Genomic DNA, 14,044 nt, shown 5'->3' with positions numbered 1-14,044 from the left:
GTTCTGATTAAAGGCTATAACCCGTTTCTTCGTGTTCCGATAAATCTAAGCCGTTAACTTCTTGCTCTGTGCTGACGCGAAGGCCGCCAAGTAGCTTACGGATGATCACAAACAGCAACCAAGTGACCACCGCAGTATAAGTAAATGTCGCCGCAACCCCGATAATCTGTACCCCAAGTTGGTCTATCATAGTGTCGTTCACTGCCGCAAAACCGAAGCCGCTAAAGACGCCTAATTGGGTCGAGCTAAATACTCCTGCCAAAAGGGTACCGAGAATACCACCGACACCGTGCACGGGGAAAACGTCTAAGGAGTCATCGATTTTAAGTTTCTGTTTGATATAAACAGTTGAGTAAAAACACACGATTCCACCGAGTAAACCTATGACTAAGGCGCCTGCTGGGCCAACATAACCAGAGGCGGGAGTGATAGTGCCTAAGCCCGCTACCATGCCTGTGACTATGCCAAGGGCGCTGGGTTTACCAAACTTAATCCACTCAATTGCCGCCCATGTCATCGCGCCCATAGAAGCGGCGAGATGAGTGGCTAGAATCGCCATGGCTGCGGTGCCGTTAGCGCCTAGCGCACTGCCGCCGTTAAAACCGAACCAACCCACCCACAGCATGCCCGCACCTGTGACAGTCATCGTCAGGTTATGCGGCATAATCGCCGAGTTTAAAAATCCTTTGCGTGGACCTAGCACTTTAGCGGCCACGAGCGCAGCAACCCCTGCGGTGATATGCACCACGGTTCCGCCCGCGAAATCATACAGTCCTAGCTGTGCTAACCAGCCACCGCCCCACACCCAGTGGGTGATCGGCGCATAAACCATTAATAACCAAGCACCTGAAAAGATAAGCACAGCTGAAAACTTCATTCGCTCGGCAAAACCACCGATGATTAAAGCTGGCGTTATGATGGCAAAGGTCATTTGAAATAGCATAAACAGCGGCTCGGGAATATCCCCGCTAAGACTATCGCGACCAATACCTGACAGTAGTGCTTTGTCTAAGCCACCGATGAAACTGTTACCTGTGTCGAATGCGAGTGAATAACCTAGCCCGAACCATAAAACTGACACTAGGGCGGCAATAGAGAAGCATTGCATCAATATTGAAAGCACGTTTTTACTGCGAACTAAACCGCCGTAAAACAAGGCTAATCCTGGCAGGGTCATCAACAACACTAATGCGGATGAGCTTAAGATCCACGCTGTATTTGCAGCGCTAAATTGACCATCATCGGCGACGGCATTCGTCGCCAATATACTGAATAATATCAATAGGGATTTAATACTGAGTCTGAAGCTCACTAGCATCATAGGGCATCAACTCCTTCTTCCGAAGTGCGAATGCGCACCACTTGTTCTAACGAAGTCACAAAGATTTTGCCATCACCCACTTTGCCCGTATGGGCTGCAGCAATAATGGCATCAATAACGGCATCTTCTTGATCGGAATGAATGGCAACTTCGAGTTTAATCTTAGGTAAAAAGTCCACTGCATATTCAGCACCACGATACAATTCCGTATGGCCCTTTTGGCGGCCAAAACCGCGTACTTCAGTGACTGTCATGCCATGGACGCTGAGCTGGGTTAAAGCTTCACGTACATCGTCTAATTTGAATGGTTTAATGATTGCGGTGACCAGTTTCAATTTTCTCTCCAACAAGCTGCAGACTTAATTTATTGGAATAAAGCAGGAATTAGGCCATATAGATAAAGCATTTATTATCATTGCGTTAACATTAAAATGCACCGAAATAGCTTAAAATTTTGATGCAAAACGGTGCAAGGCAAAGTTAATCTGCCCTGATTTGGTGCGTATTGTTGGTGCAAGTTAAATTTGCTTGACTAGCATGAGTGCGGCAAAAGCCGAGTGAGTATGGCACTAGGGGAATTCGCGTTTTAATGCGGTAAATAAAAAGTGGGGATTTAGCAAAAAATTAAAAATTATATCAATTAAACATAATGTTATATTTAGTTTTGCTATGTGAGTTTTCTTGCTTAAGCTTCTAGCTGTTTGACGCGCGCCCAGAGGTCAGCATTAACTGGTGCACTTAAACCGTGCGCTTGTGCACGCTCACAGATATAACCATTAATTTGGTCTATCTCAGTTCGTCTTTGGTGTGTAATATCTTGGTGCATCGATGAGAAATTCCCCGCAGTGAGGCGGATCACCTGATAGACCCTGTCGTGTAACAATTGTTTATCTAGAGGCACGCCCTCGAGTGTGGCAACCGTGACTAACTCGTCGAGAATGCCTTTAATCATGTCACTAAAACCTGGCTCGGCGAGTGTGCCATTAGGACATTGATATAGTGCTGTAAGTGGATTAATCGCGGCATTAACGGCGAGTTTCTGCCATAGACAAGGCACAATGGCATCTACCCATTCACTGTTGGGGATAGCCGCCAGTAAAGCATTGCGATAATGCTCAGTGAGCTCTGTACCTGTAAAATGCCCAAATTGAGTTAGCCCTTGTCCCGTTTGCCTAATTTGCCAACTGGCTTGACGTAACACCCCTTGAGAAGTTGTCCCTAGGCTTAACCCTCTGCTATCAGCTTGCGCATCAATTAGCGGCGCTAGGGCTAAATGAGGTCCCATTCCATTGTGTAACAACAAAATGTGGCATTGTCTGGGCAGTTGGTTAAGTAAGGGCAAAAGTGCATCGAGCACTTGATAGGCTTTGACGCAGACAATCACGAGGCGGATATTATCGAGCGCATTGGCCGTCAAGATAGGCACAGAATACTGGAGTGCTTGTGTTTTCTGTTGATTATCATTGGCCGGCGCTAATGGAGTGACGCTAAGTGTCTGCTGTATAGATACAATTGAATCGCGGCCGATAAGACCAACACCTATGCCGGCTGTAGTCAGTTGGTGGCAAATAAGCTGCCCAACGGCACCAGCACCTAAAATCGCAATATCCACCACGCGATTTATGTTCACAGCATGAGTCATATCTGTAGCCTTAAGGTATCGGTCATCAGTACCAGTTTGAAGCGCCTGGGTTAATCTTCTCGCAATTGCGCTGCGCGGAAGTATTTGCCATAGGCCCAATTGCAAAAGTAAAACAGTGCAATACCCGAAAAGTCGGCAATAACATCACCCACAGAAGCGCTACGGTAGGGCAAACGTGATTGCACCAACTCAATTAAAATGGCGTAGCTTGCCAGTGTGAGAGATAACCAATACCACTTAGGTTTGAAAGCAAGATAGGTGAGATAGGAGAGGCAAAAAAAGCTCCCAAGATGGCCTACCTTGTCGATATTCGGAATACTTTGCGAATAGGTTGGTCTGGAAAATACCAGATAACTGATCACGACAAAGGCTACGGCTAAAGCCAGCTTAAATAGGGTATTTTTAGTTATCACAAATATGTTTGTATTAGCTTAGAGTGGGGCAATGATAGGAAAATGCGTAGCTAAAGTCACCCATGATTACGCTTTTATTCTAGGCTTTACCTTCAACTTAGGCTTGTGTGTGGGTAAACTAGCTGCATATTAATTTGATATGGGACATAAAAACTATGCCTTCAATGGATATTGTGTCAGAAGTGAATGAAGTTGAACTGCGTAATGCGGTTGATAATACTAAGCGTGAGCTGGCGACACGTTTCGATTTTCGCGGTAAAACGGCTGACGTGGAATATAAGGATCATGTGGTCACGTTAACCGCTGAAGATGACTTCCAATGCCAACAATTAGTGGACATTTTACGTATGCAACTGAGCAAACGTAATGTGGATCCGTCTTCGATGGAAGTCGATGAGAAAGCCATCCACAGCGGTAAAACCTTCTCCCTAAAAGTGAAGTTTAAAGAAGGTATAGAAACCTTAATTGCTAAAAAACTGGTCAAGCTAATTAAAGACAGCAAACTTAAAGTGCAAGCGTCTATTCAGGGCGAGAAAGTACGAGTTACAGGTAAAAAACGTGACGATTTACAAGCTGTCATGGCGTTGGCACGTGAGTCTGAGTTAGGCCAGCCTTTCCAATTTGATAACTTTAAAGATTAATCGAGCAGAATTGGTTTAACGTGATGCAGTATCGCGTTTGCCATTTCGTCTTTAAATGTAAAAGCCCTCACACTAAGGTGTGAGGGCTTTTTTATATTGATGACATAAGTGCTATGAGACCTTAATCCGATTTTGTTGGTGCACTTTTTGATGAATCATCCATTAATGATGTGCTTGGATGCGGCGCATACTTGTTGACTAAGACAACCAAAAACAACACCGGAAAGCCAATAACACTGGCGGCGACAAAGAAGTTCACATAACCAAATGCGTCGACATAAGCGCCCGAGAAGCCCGCGATAAATTTAGGGAAAAGCAACATAATCGAAGACAGTAAGGCATATTGCGTTGCACTGTAGCCGTTGCTAGTGAGACTCGAGAGATAGGCTATAAATGCCGCCGTGGCTATCCCAGCGCTGAAGTTATCCACGGAAATAGCAAAGGTTAAAAAGGGCACGTTGTAGCCAATCACTGCCTGCCATGCGAATAGCAGATTGGTTACGGCAACCAGTAAGGCACCGAGGAAAAGGATTTTCATAGTTCCGAAGCGGGCTAACAAAACACCGCCGAAGGCTGCGCCGACTAAGGTCATGATCAGGCCATAGATTTTACTCAAATAGGCAATTTCTTCCTTAGTGAATCCCATGTCCACATAAAAGACGTTCGCCATAATCCCCATCACAATATCCGAGATCCGGTAGCAAGAAATCAGTAATAAGATAAGGATAGCGCTGCGGCCATAGCGTTTGAAAAAGTCGATAAAGGGTAAAATACTGGCCGTATATACCCAAGATATGCCCGCTGCGATAATTCTAGGATAACGTGCACTTAAGCGTTGTTTTAGCACTAATTCAGTGGCATCGGCGGCGCGGGTATCGACTTCGGGTTCGCGGCTAAAAAGCGTGGTCAAAATCCCAACAGACATCAATCCTGCCATAATCAGGTAAGAAGTTTGCCATGCCACTAAGTTGTATGCCGTGTTACCGGGTTCAACCCAAGCCGCTATCGTGAGAGCACCTGCGGTGGCGATAATCATGGCGCTGCGATAACCCACTTGATAGGCCGCTGCTAGTGCGGCTTGCATCTTTTCTGGGGCTGATTCAATCCGAAAGGCATCAATAACAATATCTTGAGTGGCTGAGGCAAAGGCGACCATTAATGCGAACAGTGCCAAGCGCTCGAGATCTTTGAGAGGGTCACTAAAAGACATGCCTAAGATGGCACCAACCAATAACAACTGAGCGAACAGCATCCAGCTACGGCGGCGGCCTAGAAATCGAGTTAGCAGCGGCAATGAAAGCCGATCGACTAAGGGTGACCAAGCCCATTTAAACGCATAGGCTAAGGCTATCCAGCTGAAATAACCGATTGAAGTGCGATCAACACCAGCTTCACGCAACCAAAAGGATAACGTTGAAAATACCAGCATTAATGGTAGACCAGCAGAAAAACCCAGTAATAACAGGATCAAAACCCGCTTGTGATAATAGACACTGAGGGCATCGAGTGTACGTTGAATAAAACCTGTTGCGGACATAGGCATGAGTCTAAGTGTTTAATCCGCTTAGCTTACGGGTAAGGTGCCATAGGGTTCAAGGGCTAATGGTATTCCTTTTACTTTGGAGTCCCGTTTAGCACTATAAGATGGTTGAATATGGCTCGAGAGTTAACTGCTTGTAGCTAAAAGTTTATCGCTTATCTTTATCGCCAGCATTGATCTTGATAGTAAGGAGAGCGTAATAATGTACACACGAGGAATTTGTTTACGAAATAAAAAGGCCCTATTACAGGGCCATTTTTTATCGATAGGAATGCTGAACTTAAGGTCTTATCCCGATGCATCCCTGCGGCACTCGGCCGCCTAAACTCAGGTAGTCACAGCAATCATTTACTTGCTTACGCAGATATTGATTACCGCGGATCACACAGTCAGGCCACCTGTTAAAGCTGTGGAGCAAGTGCCAAAACACTTTTTCAGTTTCCGTTTGCGCTTCGCCAGTCGAATTCAGTTGCTGCCATTCTTCTAACGTATCCCATAAGTAAAGTTGCACTTCATGGAAGTCTAGTTCTTCACTCAAAAACGCTTTTCCATAGAAGGCGAGTTGGGGCGCTTTATTATCGATGAACTCAGTTGCCGTCATCGTTTGCCTCCTTTCTGTTTACTATCACAGTATAGATGCAAAATTAGCGCTTTTGCTCGAAATTATATTTTGATTACTGTTTTGGTAATAATTTGGCTTTTTTCAATATGATAGGGGTAACAGGAACATCGGGCCAATTGAGCTTAGTGTTAGTTCCTGTCTCAACGACAGCCATAGCTTCGAGGACAGTTTTACCTTCAATCACTTCACCAAATACGGCATAACCCCAACGACGTTTAGAGGGATCGAGCTTAGTGTTGTCGGCTACGTTAAAGTAGAACTGACGAGTGGCTGAGTGCGGCTCGTTTTCACGTGCCATGGCGATAGTGCCCATGCTATTTGTTAGGCCATTTCCTGATTCGTTGACTATCGGCTTGCCGTCTGGCAACTCTTCATACTTAGGGGTGAGTCCACCGCCTTGCACCACAAAGTCACTGATCACACGGTGAAATATCGTGTTGTCGTATTCGCCTTTAACGACATGAGTTAAAAAGTTATCGACAGTGATTGGTGCACGAGTTCTATCTAGCTCGACCACGATTTTGCCTAAGCTAGTATCAAATTCGACTCTGGGATACAAGGTATCGGCCTGAATGTCGAGTGCGAGACTATGATGACTCATAAATATGAGCAAGAGGGCTGATATCCAACGGAGCATATTGATTTCCTTATAATAAACTGACGCTGTTATTTTTGTAGAAACTGATTAAGCTCAGGATCGTTTAGAATCTCGCCGGTAAGTTGGCCGAGCAATTTGTTCATATCCAGTTCTAAAGTTGCAAAATCGGGTGTTAAAGGACCTTTTAAAGTGCCTTTGGCTTTATAGCGTTTAACCAGCTCTTGGGTGGAGTTTTTGGCTTGAACTGCGATTAACACACTGTGTTTTGCCTCATAGCCAAAGGTCTTTTTAGTGATATCCATTTGCAATTCTTCTAATTGAATTTGCACTGAATTAGTTGCGCTTGGGTCGATTTGGTAGCCCGCTTGAGCAAAACCTGCGCGGAATACTTCATCGAGTAACAGTTTAGGCGGTTCGCTCGGGCCAACTAAACGTGTTTTTGTCCCTTCTTCAATAAAACGAGCAACATAATCGACTGTGCGTGTATCTACCGTTTCAAGAGCGATAGGTACAAGTTGCGCCGTTTGTTGGCTGATATTGGGCACTTGAGGGCTGAAAGCCATATGAGTCGGATTTTGGCTGGCACAGCCCGCGAACAGCAGGGGGAAAGTCAAGGTCAGTAATAGCCGTTTCATGGGATCTCTCGTACAAGTAAAAGTGGCTACAGCATACCAGAAATCACTTTTGATGCCACAGAACACCGTGATTCAGTTGAGGTACAGCTTTTATTGCTAATATCTTGTGCTCATTATTCACATCCGTGTTTTCTGTGCATTCACATCATTTATTCGCATAGTTACAAGGCATGGAAGGCAGGTTAAATATGGAAAAAATATCATTCACTTCGTTATTTGTTGGCCTGATGCTGGCGTCAGGCATGATGAGCTCCAATGCGCTCGCGGGCGATTCTGTCCATATACTGGGTGGTAGTTTAGGTTACGGTACCCAAGAATTTGAAACTAAGAACGGTAAATATGATGCGGGTGACACCTTAACCAGCGACTTATATTACCGCTATATGCTCAACGAGCATTTTGGGTTTGAGGCGGGTTATTTAGCGGGTTCAGGTGGGATGGCGAGTGCGCTTGTTAGCGTCATCAGTGAGATAAAAGATTTACGTTACCAAGGTGTTAGAACCGTCGCTTACGGTGAGTATGCTTTGTCTCGTGGTAACAGCCTGTATGCCAAATTAGGCGCTGCTTACACTCAAGTCAGCTATGAGATAGATAAACAAGATATGGACTCGGATGATGTCGGTTTTTATGGCGCTGCAGGCTGGCAATATCGATTTAAGTCAGGATTCGGTTTGAATTTGGAATACCAATATATCCCGATGAAAGAGCTTGAATTACAGGGGATCAACTTTGGTATTAGCTACCGATTCTAATCTTTCCTTATCCAACTATTAAAGCGCCTTTAGGCGCTTTAATAGTTTTACAAACAAGGAATTTAAAACATTAAACCGAATACTGACTGGCAACAAAATGACAACATTTTGTCCTTGCACTCTTTTAATGCAATGGGGGACAGGTTAGAGTAAAAATTCGATGTTTAGAATGAGAGAGCATAGATGCTCCCGCGTCTTTTTTGTAAGGCTTAGTCATGTTAACGATAGCAACGCAAATCGCCCCAGATAACCTGATCAATCAGAAGGGGTTACCCCATTTCGGTCATTTCGATGGCATAGTCAAAACCTTAGGTTTAGCGGACTTTGCCTATTTCGATACTATGGATAAACCTGCTTCAGCGTGGGCTAAGCATTTCGATTATAAACAATTTCAGTTTGTCTCTTTGGTCACGCCGCGTTATGTCCTAGGCATCGCGCTTGCCGATATTGCCTACGTCGGCAGTGCTTTTTGTTATTTATACGACATAAAAACCAACACACTCACCCAGCTTGATTGGCTAAAACCTTTGAGGTTTGGCTATCAGATGACGCCATCGCCCGCCGAGGGCCGAAGTAGTATTGGCCGTAAAGGGGCGCAGTTAAGCTTTGAGATTGTAGAGGGCGGTTGGCGGTTAGTGATTGATACTAAAAATATTCAAGCCGATGTGACTTTACACTCAGCCCCCTTAAGTTTGCCTATGGCTATGTGTAGTCCTACTGGATACAACGGCTGGACTTACACACAAAAGCATAATGGTTTGACCGTTAAAGGTAGTTTGACTGTGGGTCATGAGCCGCAGCCGCTGAATCAAGCTTTAGCAGGCTATGACTTTTCAGCGGGTTACATGCGCCGTGATACCAGTTGGCGCTGGGCGTCAATTAACGCGCGGATCCATGAGGGCATTATGGGGCTTAATTTAGCGGCGGGTGTTAATGAAACTGGGGCTACTGAAAATGTCTTTTGGATTAATGGCGAGCGTCATTTACTCGGGCCAGTGCAATTTGAGTTTGATCGCCATGCCACGCTCGGCGCCGAGGTTTGGCGAGTCTACAGTCAAAATGGCCAAGTGGATTTGCAGTTTGCGGCGCGCAATTGTCGCAGTGAAAAGCGTAATTTGCTCTTGCTTAAGAGTAATTTCCGCCAATTCATCGGTCATTTCAGCGGCACGATTACCGATAATCAAGGACACAGTTACCAGTTAAATAATGTTCTGGGGCTCGCCGAAGATCATTATGCCCGCTGGTAGCTAACGATGACTAACGGATCGCAGCTGCCTGCGTTGTGGCGTTGAATGCGGTTTATAGAATGCAGTTAGAGTTTTTATAAAAGTAACAATAAAAATAATCATAAAATAAAAATAGAACAGGATGATCTTATATGGATATCGCCTCGCTGATCCAGCACCCAGAATTGTTACTGCTGGTGCTTGCACCTTTGTTTTTCGTGTGTATTTTGCTGGAATGGTACTTTGGCGATAAAAGACAAAAGCTACCGTTAAGTGCACGTTATCGCGGCCAAGAAGTGCTGTGTAATTTCAGCCTCGCGGCCATGCACCAAGGTGCCGATCTGCTCACTGGTTTGCTGATCGCTAAGCTATATTTGGCGATGTTTGGTTGGAAGTTATTCGATATTGAAATGGGCCCATTGAGCTTTATTGCCTTGATGGTTGCGCAGGACTTTTGTTATTACTGGTTCCACAGGGCGAGCCACAGAGTCCGCTGGATGTGGGCGGCTCACGTGGTGCACCATAGCTCTGAGAATATGAATTTTAGCACTGCGTTTCGTCAGAGTTTAATGTATCCCTTTGCAGGCATGTGGGTATTTTGGTTACCGCTAGTGGTCATAGGTTTCGACCCAAACTGGGTGGTGTTTGTGGTATTACTCAATCTGGGATTGCAATTTTTTGTGCATACCCAAGCGATTAAATCACTCGGACCGCTGGAATGGGTTTTCAACACACCGTCTCACCACCGGGTGCACCACGGTCGTAATTCACAATATATAGATAAGAACTATGCTGGCGTGCTGATTATTTGGGACAAGCTGTTTGGTACCTTTGAGCCCGAAGTGGAGACTGTGATTTACGGCATCACTAAGCCAGTGAATAGTTTTAATCCCTTTAAAGTGACTTTTAGTGAATGGCGAGACATGTTTGCAGAGGTCACAGCGACAGGCTTGAGTGTTAAACAACGACTGCGTATCTTGTTTGCTCCACCTTCCAGCAGTTTAAAAAGCGAGGAATAACAATCCACTGCATTTTCCAAGTTAAATAGCGCAAATGGCTAATAGAGTCTTGAATTTAGCCTTGCTAGCATATATTCCGTTTTTTGCCACTGTTTTGGTGTAAAAATGTACAATCCCATACTTTGGTGGTACTTTTTGGGGTAAGGAGTTTAACTCGGGAGGACTTATCATGATGGATGAACCTCGATTATCCGCGGAGGAGCTTGCTTGTTTTAGCGAACTTTTTTCGCAGACTCGTGTGGGCACTGCCTTGACTAACGATCCCCTGGTCAATCATGTGCTCACAGTCACAACTGAAGTGCCGCAAGTTATCGCTTCGATTCTCGGTAAGGCAAAACTCACTCTATTGGCCGAAGTCGGGCCCTATAAACTCTGGTTTCCACTACTGATGAAAGTGGATGACTTTGGACAGTTTCAACCCACTTTAGGTGTGCCTGAAGTGCTAGATGCCTCGGGAGTGGAGCGCAGTTGGCGGTTAACCCAAGCCGATGATGTGTGGATATTCGACCACGATCAAGGTGAGCAATGGTCTGTTGCCTCGTTATCCAGTTCTGGCATGGCTATTCGCGCTAAATCACAGCAGCAATTTAAGCAATTGTTAGGCAGTAAAGACTTGCAATTACAACTGCCCAATGGCGAGACTATGCGCGTCGATATCGAGCCTATTCGTAGCGAGAAAGGTCTGGCCTTTGTTAAGTTTCAGGCCGAAACCGAAGAGCGTGAAGCGTTACGTCAATTCTTATTTAGCCGTCACCGCTCTCAGCATGCTCAACTCTACCGAGACTTACGCTAGTACCTGCATTGCGACAGTTTTTGGCCTTGTGTTAGTTGACCTGTTATCTAAAAATCTCAGTTCTGCAGCTCAAATGTGAAATCTACTGATTTAGAAACTGTCATTTGTGATTGCTGTGCTTTTCCCAGATTGTTACCTGCCAATCTGTCGCTCGATGGATTAGAATGGCGGTGAATTCAACACATCAGAGCGAGCGGTATGCACGTACATATTTTAGGAATTTGTGGAACCTTCATGGGTGGTCTAGCGTTATTGGCTAGGGCAAAAGGGCACAGAGTGACGGGCTCGGATGCCAATGTCTATCCTCCAATGAGCACGCAACTAGAGGACCAAGGCATTGAGCTTATTCAAGGTTTTGATCCTAGCCAGCTGGGTGAAGCAGGGCACTATCCTGACTTAGTTGTCATTGGTAATGCCATGAGCCGGGGTAATCCTTGCGTGGAAGCCGTGTTGAACATTGGCATCCCTTATACCTCTGGCCCGCAGTTTTTAGCCGATCATATTTTGCCTGAGCGTTGGGTGCTGGCAGTGTCTGGCACTCACGGTAAAACCTCGACATCTAGCATGTTAGCTTGGATTTTAGATTATTGCGGTTATGAGCCTGGGTTCTTAATCGGTGGCGTACCGCAAAACTTTGGTGTGTCGGCACGTTTAGGCAAGACCGCTTTCTTTGTCGTTGAGGCCGACGAATACGACAGTGCCTTCTTCGATAAACGTTCGAAATTCGTGCATTATCATCCGCGTACCTTAGTGATCAACAATCTTGAGTTCGATCATGCCGATATTTTTGCTGATCTGGCTGCGATTCAAAAACAGTTTAACCACTTAATTCGCATCGTTCCTGGTGAAGGCAAGATCATTTGGCCCGCCGATTCCCATGCCGTTAAGCAAACGATTGATATGGGTTGTTGGAGTGAGCAAGAAACCTACCATTTAGCCGAATCGACCAGCGGTTGGTATGGCAAAGCGTTAAGTGATGATTGCCATCGCTTTGAAGTGTTTTTTGATGGCGAGTCCCAAGGTGTTCTCGAATGGGATTTGATTGGTCAGCACAATATTGAAAACGCCATGATGGCCATTGCTGCCGCACGCCACGTGGGCGTTAAGCCGAGTGCTGCAATTGAAGCTTTAGCTAAGTTTATGCCACCTAAGCGTCGACTCGAATTACTCGGAACCGTTAATGGTGTGAGCGTATACGACGACTTTGCCCACCATCCGACGGCCATTGCGACCACGTTAAAAGGCATGCGGGCTAAGGTTGGGCAGAGCAAAATTACTGTGGTACTCGAGCCGCGCTCAAATACCATGAAGAGCGGTGTCCATAAAGACACTTTAGCTTTTTCTATGATGCAAGCCGACGAAGCCTTTTTATATCAAGCCGATACCATCGACTGGAATATGAAAGAAGCCATGGAAGCGGCGGTGATCCCTGTGACTGTGTTACATCAAATTGATGATGTGGTCGCCAAAGTCGCAGCAACCGCCAAAGCAGGCGACACCATAGTGGTGATGAGTAACGGTGGTTTTGGTGGGTTACATAAGAAGCTGTTGGCCGCATTAGAACAGGCTTCAACTGTAGAGCAGGTTAGCTAAGATGGCCTACGCAAAGTCGACTAAGGCGATTAGCTTAGCTTGGACAGGTGCCTCGGGTGCTCCCTATGGGCTTAAGTTACTCGAGTGTCTGTTGGTATCGGGATATCAAGTGTTTTTGATGATCTCCAGTGCAGCTCGAGTGGTATTGGCGACGGAACACGGCTTACAGTTAAGCGCCAACAGTGACAAAGCCCATGCCCAGCTGTTGGCTTTGCTGCACGAAAAAGGCGTGATTATTGCTGGCGAGTTAGTGGTATTAGGCAAAGATGAGTGGTTTTCGCCGCCTGCATCGGGTAGCGCTGCACCTAAACAAATGGTGATTTGTCCTTGCTCTACGGGGACGTTAGCGGCAGTTGCTACCGGAATGAGTAATAATTTACTCGAACGCGCCGCCGATGTGGTGATTAAAGAGCGCGGCCAACTTATCCTAGTACCTAGGGAAACTCCTTTTAGTGCCATACACTTAGAGCATATGTTAAGCCTTTCTCGCCTCGGCGCGACCATTATGCCCGCTGCACCCGGCTTTTATCACAATCCCAAATCGGTAGAAGATCTGGTAGACTTCATGGTCGCTCGAATTCTCGATCATTTGGGCGTTGACCATGCATTAACGAGTCGCTGGGGTTATGACAAACAGTCTAACCGCGACCTCGACAATTGAGACTTATATGAAACACACCACCGAAGTGATGATCTCTGCAGAAGAGATAAGCCAGAAATTGGATCAAATGGCAGAGCTAATCAATGCCCATTATGCCCACAGCGAACGTCTGCTGATGGTAGGCTTGTTAAAAGGCTCAGTGGTCTTTATGGCTGACCTGTGTCGCCGCATTAAAGGCCATGTTGAAATCGATTTTATGTCGGTTTCCAGTTATGGCAATACTATGACCAGCTCACGGGATGTGAAAGTGCTGAAAGATGTGCAATCAGATATCGCCGGTCGCGATGTATTGATTGTGGAAGACTTGATTGACTCAGGTAATACGTTAAGCAAAGTGCGCGAGATGTTGTTACTGCGGGAGCCTAAGAGTCTTGCACTGTGCACCCTGTTGGATAAACCTGAGCGTCGAGAAGTGGATGTGAAGGTCGATTTTATCGGTTTTACTATCCCTGATGAGTTTATCGTAGGTTATGGTATTGATTATGCCGAGCAGTATCGCAATCTACCTTATATCGCCAAAGTCGTACTACTCGATTAAGTGTCCGATACAGTTTAAAACTCCCGCAACAGGCGGGAGTTTTGCTTTTT

At 45.7% G+C, this 14,044-nt stretch carries 16 protein-coding genes; 8 read left to right on the top strand and 8 right to left on the bottom strand.

From position 1 onward, the window contains the following. Positions 1 to 7: 7 nt before the first annotated feature. The 4 genes from KO531_RS03395 to KO531_RS03380 form a co-directional block, all read right to left on the bottom strand. Positions 8 to 1,321 carry an ammonium transporter gene (locus KO531_RS03395; protein ID WP_219250385.1) on the bottom strand — a complete coding sequence of 438 codons (1,314 nt, stop codon included), beginning with the start codon at positions 1,319 to 1,321 and terminating at the stop codon, positions 8 to 10. Then, on the bottom strand, positions 1,318 to 1,656 hold the full coding sequence (locus tag KO531_RS03390) for a P-II family nitrogen regulator (RefSeq protein ID WP_105250140.1): 339 nt from the start codon (positions 1,654 to 1,656) through the stop codon (positions 1,318 to 1,320). Before KO531_RS03390 ends, KO531_RS03395 begins: the two co-directional genes overlap by 4 nt. A gap of 350 nt (positions 1,657 to 2,006) precedes the next feature. Beyond that, positions 2,007 to 2,963 carry a 2-dehydropantoate 2-reductase gene (locus tag KO531_RS03385; protein ID WP_219250384.1) on the bottom strand — a complete coding sequence of 319 codons (957 nt, stop codon included), beginning with the start codon at positions 2,961 to 2,963 and terminating at the stop codon, positions 2,007 to 2,009. Positions 2,964 to 3,013: 50 nt separating this feature from the next. Next, positions 3,014 to 3,376 carry a VanZ family protein gene (locus tag KO531_RS03380; protein ID WP_105250138.1) on the bottom strand — a complete coding sequence of 121 codons (363 nt, stop codon included), beginning with the start codon at positions 3,374 to 3,376 and terminating at the stop codon, positions 3,014 to 3,016. A gap of 155 nt (positions 3,377 to 3,531) precedes the next feature. Here KO531_RS03380 and KO531_RS03375 point away from each other — a divergent pair, with 155 nt between their 5' ends. Further along, a complete protein-coding gene (locus KO531_RS03375; RefSeq protein ID WP_006080274.1) occupies positions 3,532 to 4,017 on the top strand; it encodes a YajQ family cyclic di-GMP-binding protein in 486 nt (161 codons plus the stop codon). 121 nt (positions 4,018 to 4,138) lie between these two features. Here the strand turns inward: KO531_RS03375 and KO531_RS03370 are convergent, their stop codons facing one another. The 4 genes from KO531_RS03370 to KO531_RS03355 all read right to left on the bottom strand — a co-directional run bounded on the left by KO531_RS03370 (position 4,139) and on the right by KO531_RS03355 (position 7,412). Continuing rightward, the gene (locus KO531_RS03370; RefSeq protein ID WP_219250383.1) at positions 4,139 to 5,554 is read right to left on the bottom strand and encodes an MFS transporter; all 1,416 of its coding nucleotides are present in this window, start codon (positions 5,552 to 5,554) and stop codon (positions 4,139 to 4,141) included. A gap of 283 nt (positions 5,555 to 5,837) precedes the next feature. Continuing rightward, on the bottom strand, positions 5,838 to 6,158 hold the full coding sequence (locus KO531_RS03365) for a hypothetical protein (protein WP_028761869.1): 321 nt from the start codon (positions 6,156 to 6,158) through the stop codon (positions 5,838 to 5,840). Between the two features lie 73 nt (positions 6,159 to 6,231). Then, positions 6,232 to 6,816, bottom strand: coding sequence for a peptidylprolyl isomerase (locus tag KO531_RS03360; RefSeq protein WP_168824782.1), 585 nt, complete (start codon positions 6,814 to 6,816; stop codon positions 6,232 to 6,234). Between the two features lie 29 nt (positions 6,817 to 6,845). Further along, positions 6,846 to 7,412, bottom strand: coding sequence for a YajG family lipoprotein (locus KO531_RS03355; protein WP_105250136.1), 567 nt, complete (start codon positions 7,410 to 7,412; stop codon positions 6,846 to 6,848). Positions 7,413 to 7,600: 188 nt separating this feature from the next. On the opposite strand from KO531_RS03355, the gene KO531_RS03350 reads away from it, so the two are divergent. From KO531_RS03350 to hpt, 7 genes are all read left to right on the top strand, one after another. Further along, positions 7,601 to 8,164: a porin family protein gene (locus KO531_RS03350; protein WP_219250382.1), complete on the top strand. Its 564-nt coding sequence runs from the start codon at positions 7,601 to 7,603 to the stop codon at positions 8,162 to 8,164. A gap of 215 nt (positions 8,165 to 8,379) precedes the next feature. After that, complete coding sequence (locus KO531_RS03345; protein WP_168824786.1) at positions 8,380 to 9,411, top strand: DUF2804 domain-containing protein; 1,032 nt, start codon at positions 8,380 to 8,382, stop codon at positions 9,409 to 9,411. Positions 9,412 to 9,542: 131 nt separating this feature from the next. Continuing rightward, on the top strand, positions 9,543 to 10,409 hold the full coding sequence (locus KO531_RS03340) for a sterol desaturase family protein (protein ID WP_219250381.1): 867 nt from the start codon (positions 9,543 to 9,545) through the stop codon (positions 10,407 to 10,409). A gap of 169 nt (positions 10,410 to 10,578) precedes the next feature. Further along, positions 10,579 to 11,202 (top strand): hypothetical protein, encoded by a 624-nt coding sequence (locus KO531_RS03335; RefSeq protein WP_219250380.1) that lies wholly within the window; start codon positions 10,579 to 10,581, stop codon positions 11,200 to 11,202. Positions 11,203 to 11,400: 198 nt separating this feature from the next. Next, positions 11,401 to 12,795: a UDP-N-acetylmuramate:L-alanyl-gamma-D-glutamyl-meso-diaminopimelate ligase gene (mpl, locus tag KO531_RS03330; protein WP_219250379.1), complete on the top strand. Its 1,395-nt coding sequence runs from the start codon at positions 11,401 to 11,403 to the stop codon at positions 12,793 to 12,795. Between the two features lies 1 nt (position 12,796). After that, the gene (locus KO531_RS03325; RefSeq protein ID WP_028761725.1) at positions 12,797 to 13,456 is read left to right on the top strand and encodes a flavin prenyltransferase UbiX; all 660 of its coding nucleotides are present in this window, start codon (positions 12,797 to 12,799) and stop codon (positions 13,454 to 13,456) included. A 7-nt stretch (positions 13,457 to 13,463) separates the two neighbouring features. Beyond that, entirely contained in the window at positions 13,464 to 13,994 is a 531-nt protein-coding gene (gene hpt / locus KO531_RS03320) for a hypoxanthine phosphoribosyltransferase (RefSeq protein ID WP_219250378.1), read from the top strand. The last annotated feature ends 50 nt before the right edge of the window (positions 13,995 to 14,044 follow it).

Source organism: Shewanella sp. NKUCC06_TVS, assembly GCF_019345515.1.
GTDB lineage: Bacteria > Pseudomonadota > Gammaproteobacteria > Enterobacterales > Shewanellaceae > Shewanella > Shewanella oncorhynchi.
The sequence above is the reverse complement of the archived record's forward strand: the minus strand, read 5'-3'. Positions and strand labels throughout refer to the sequence as shown.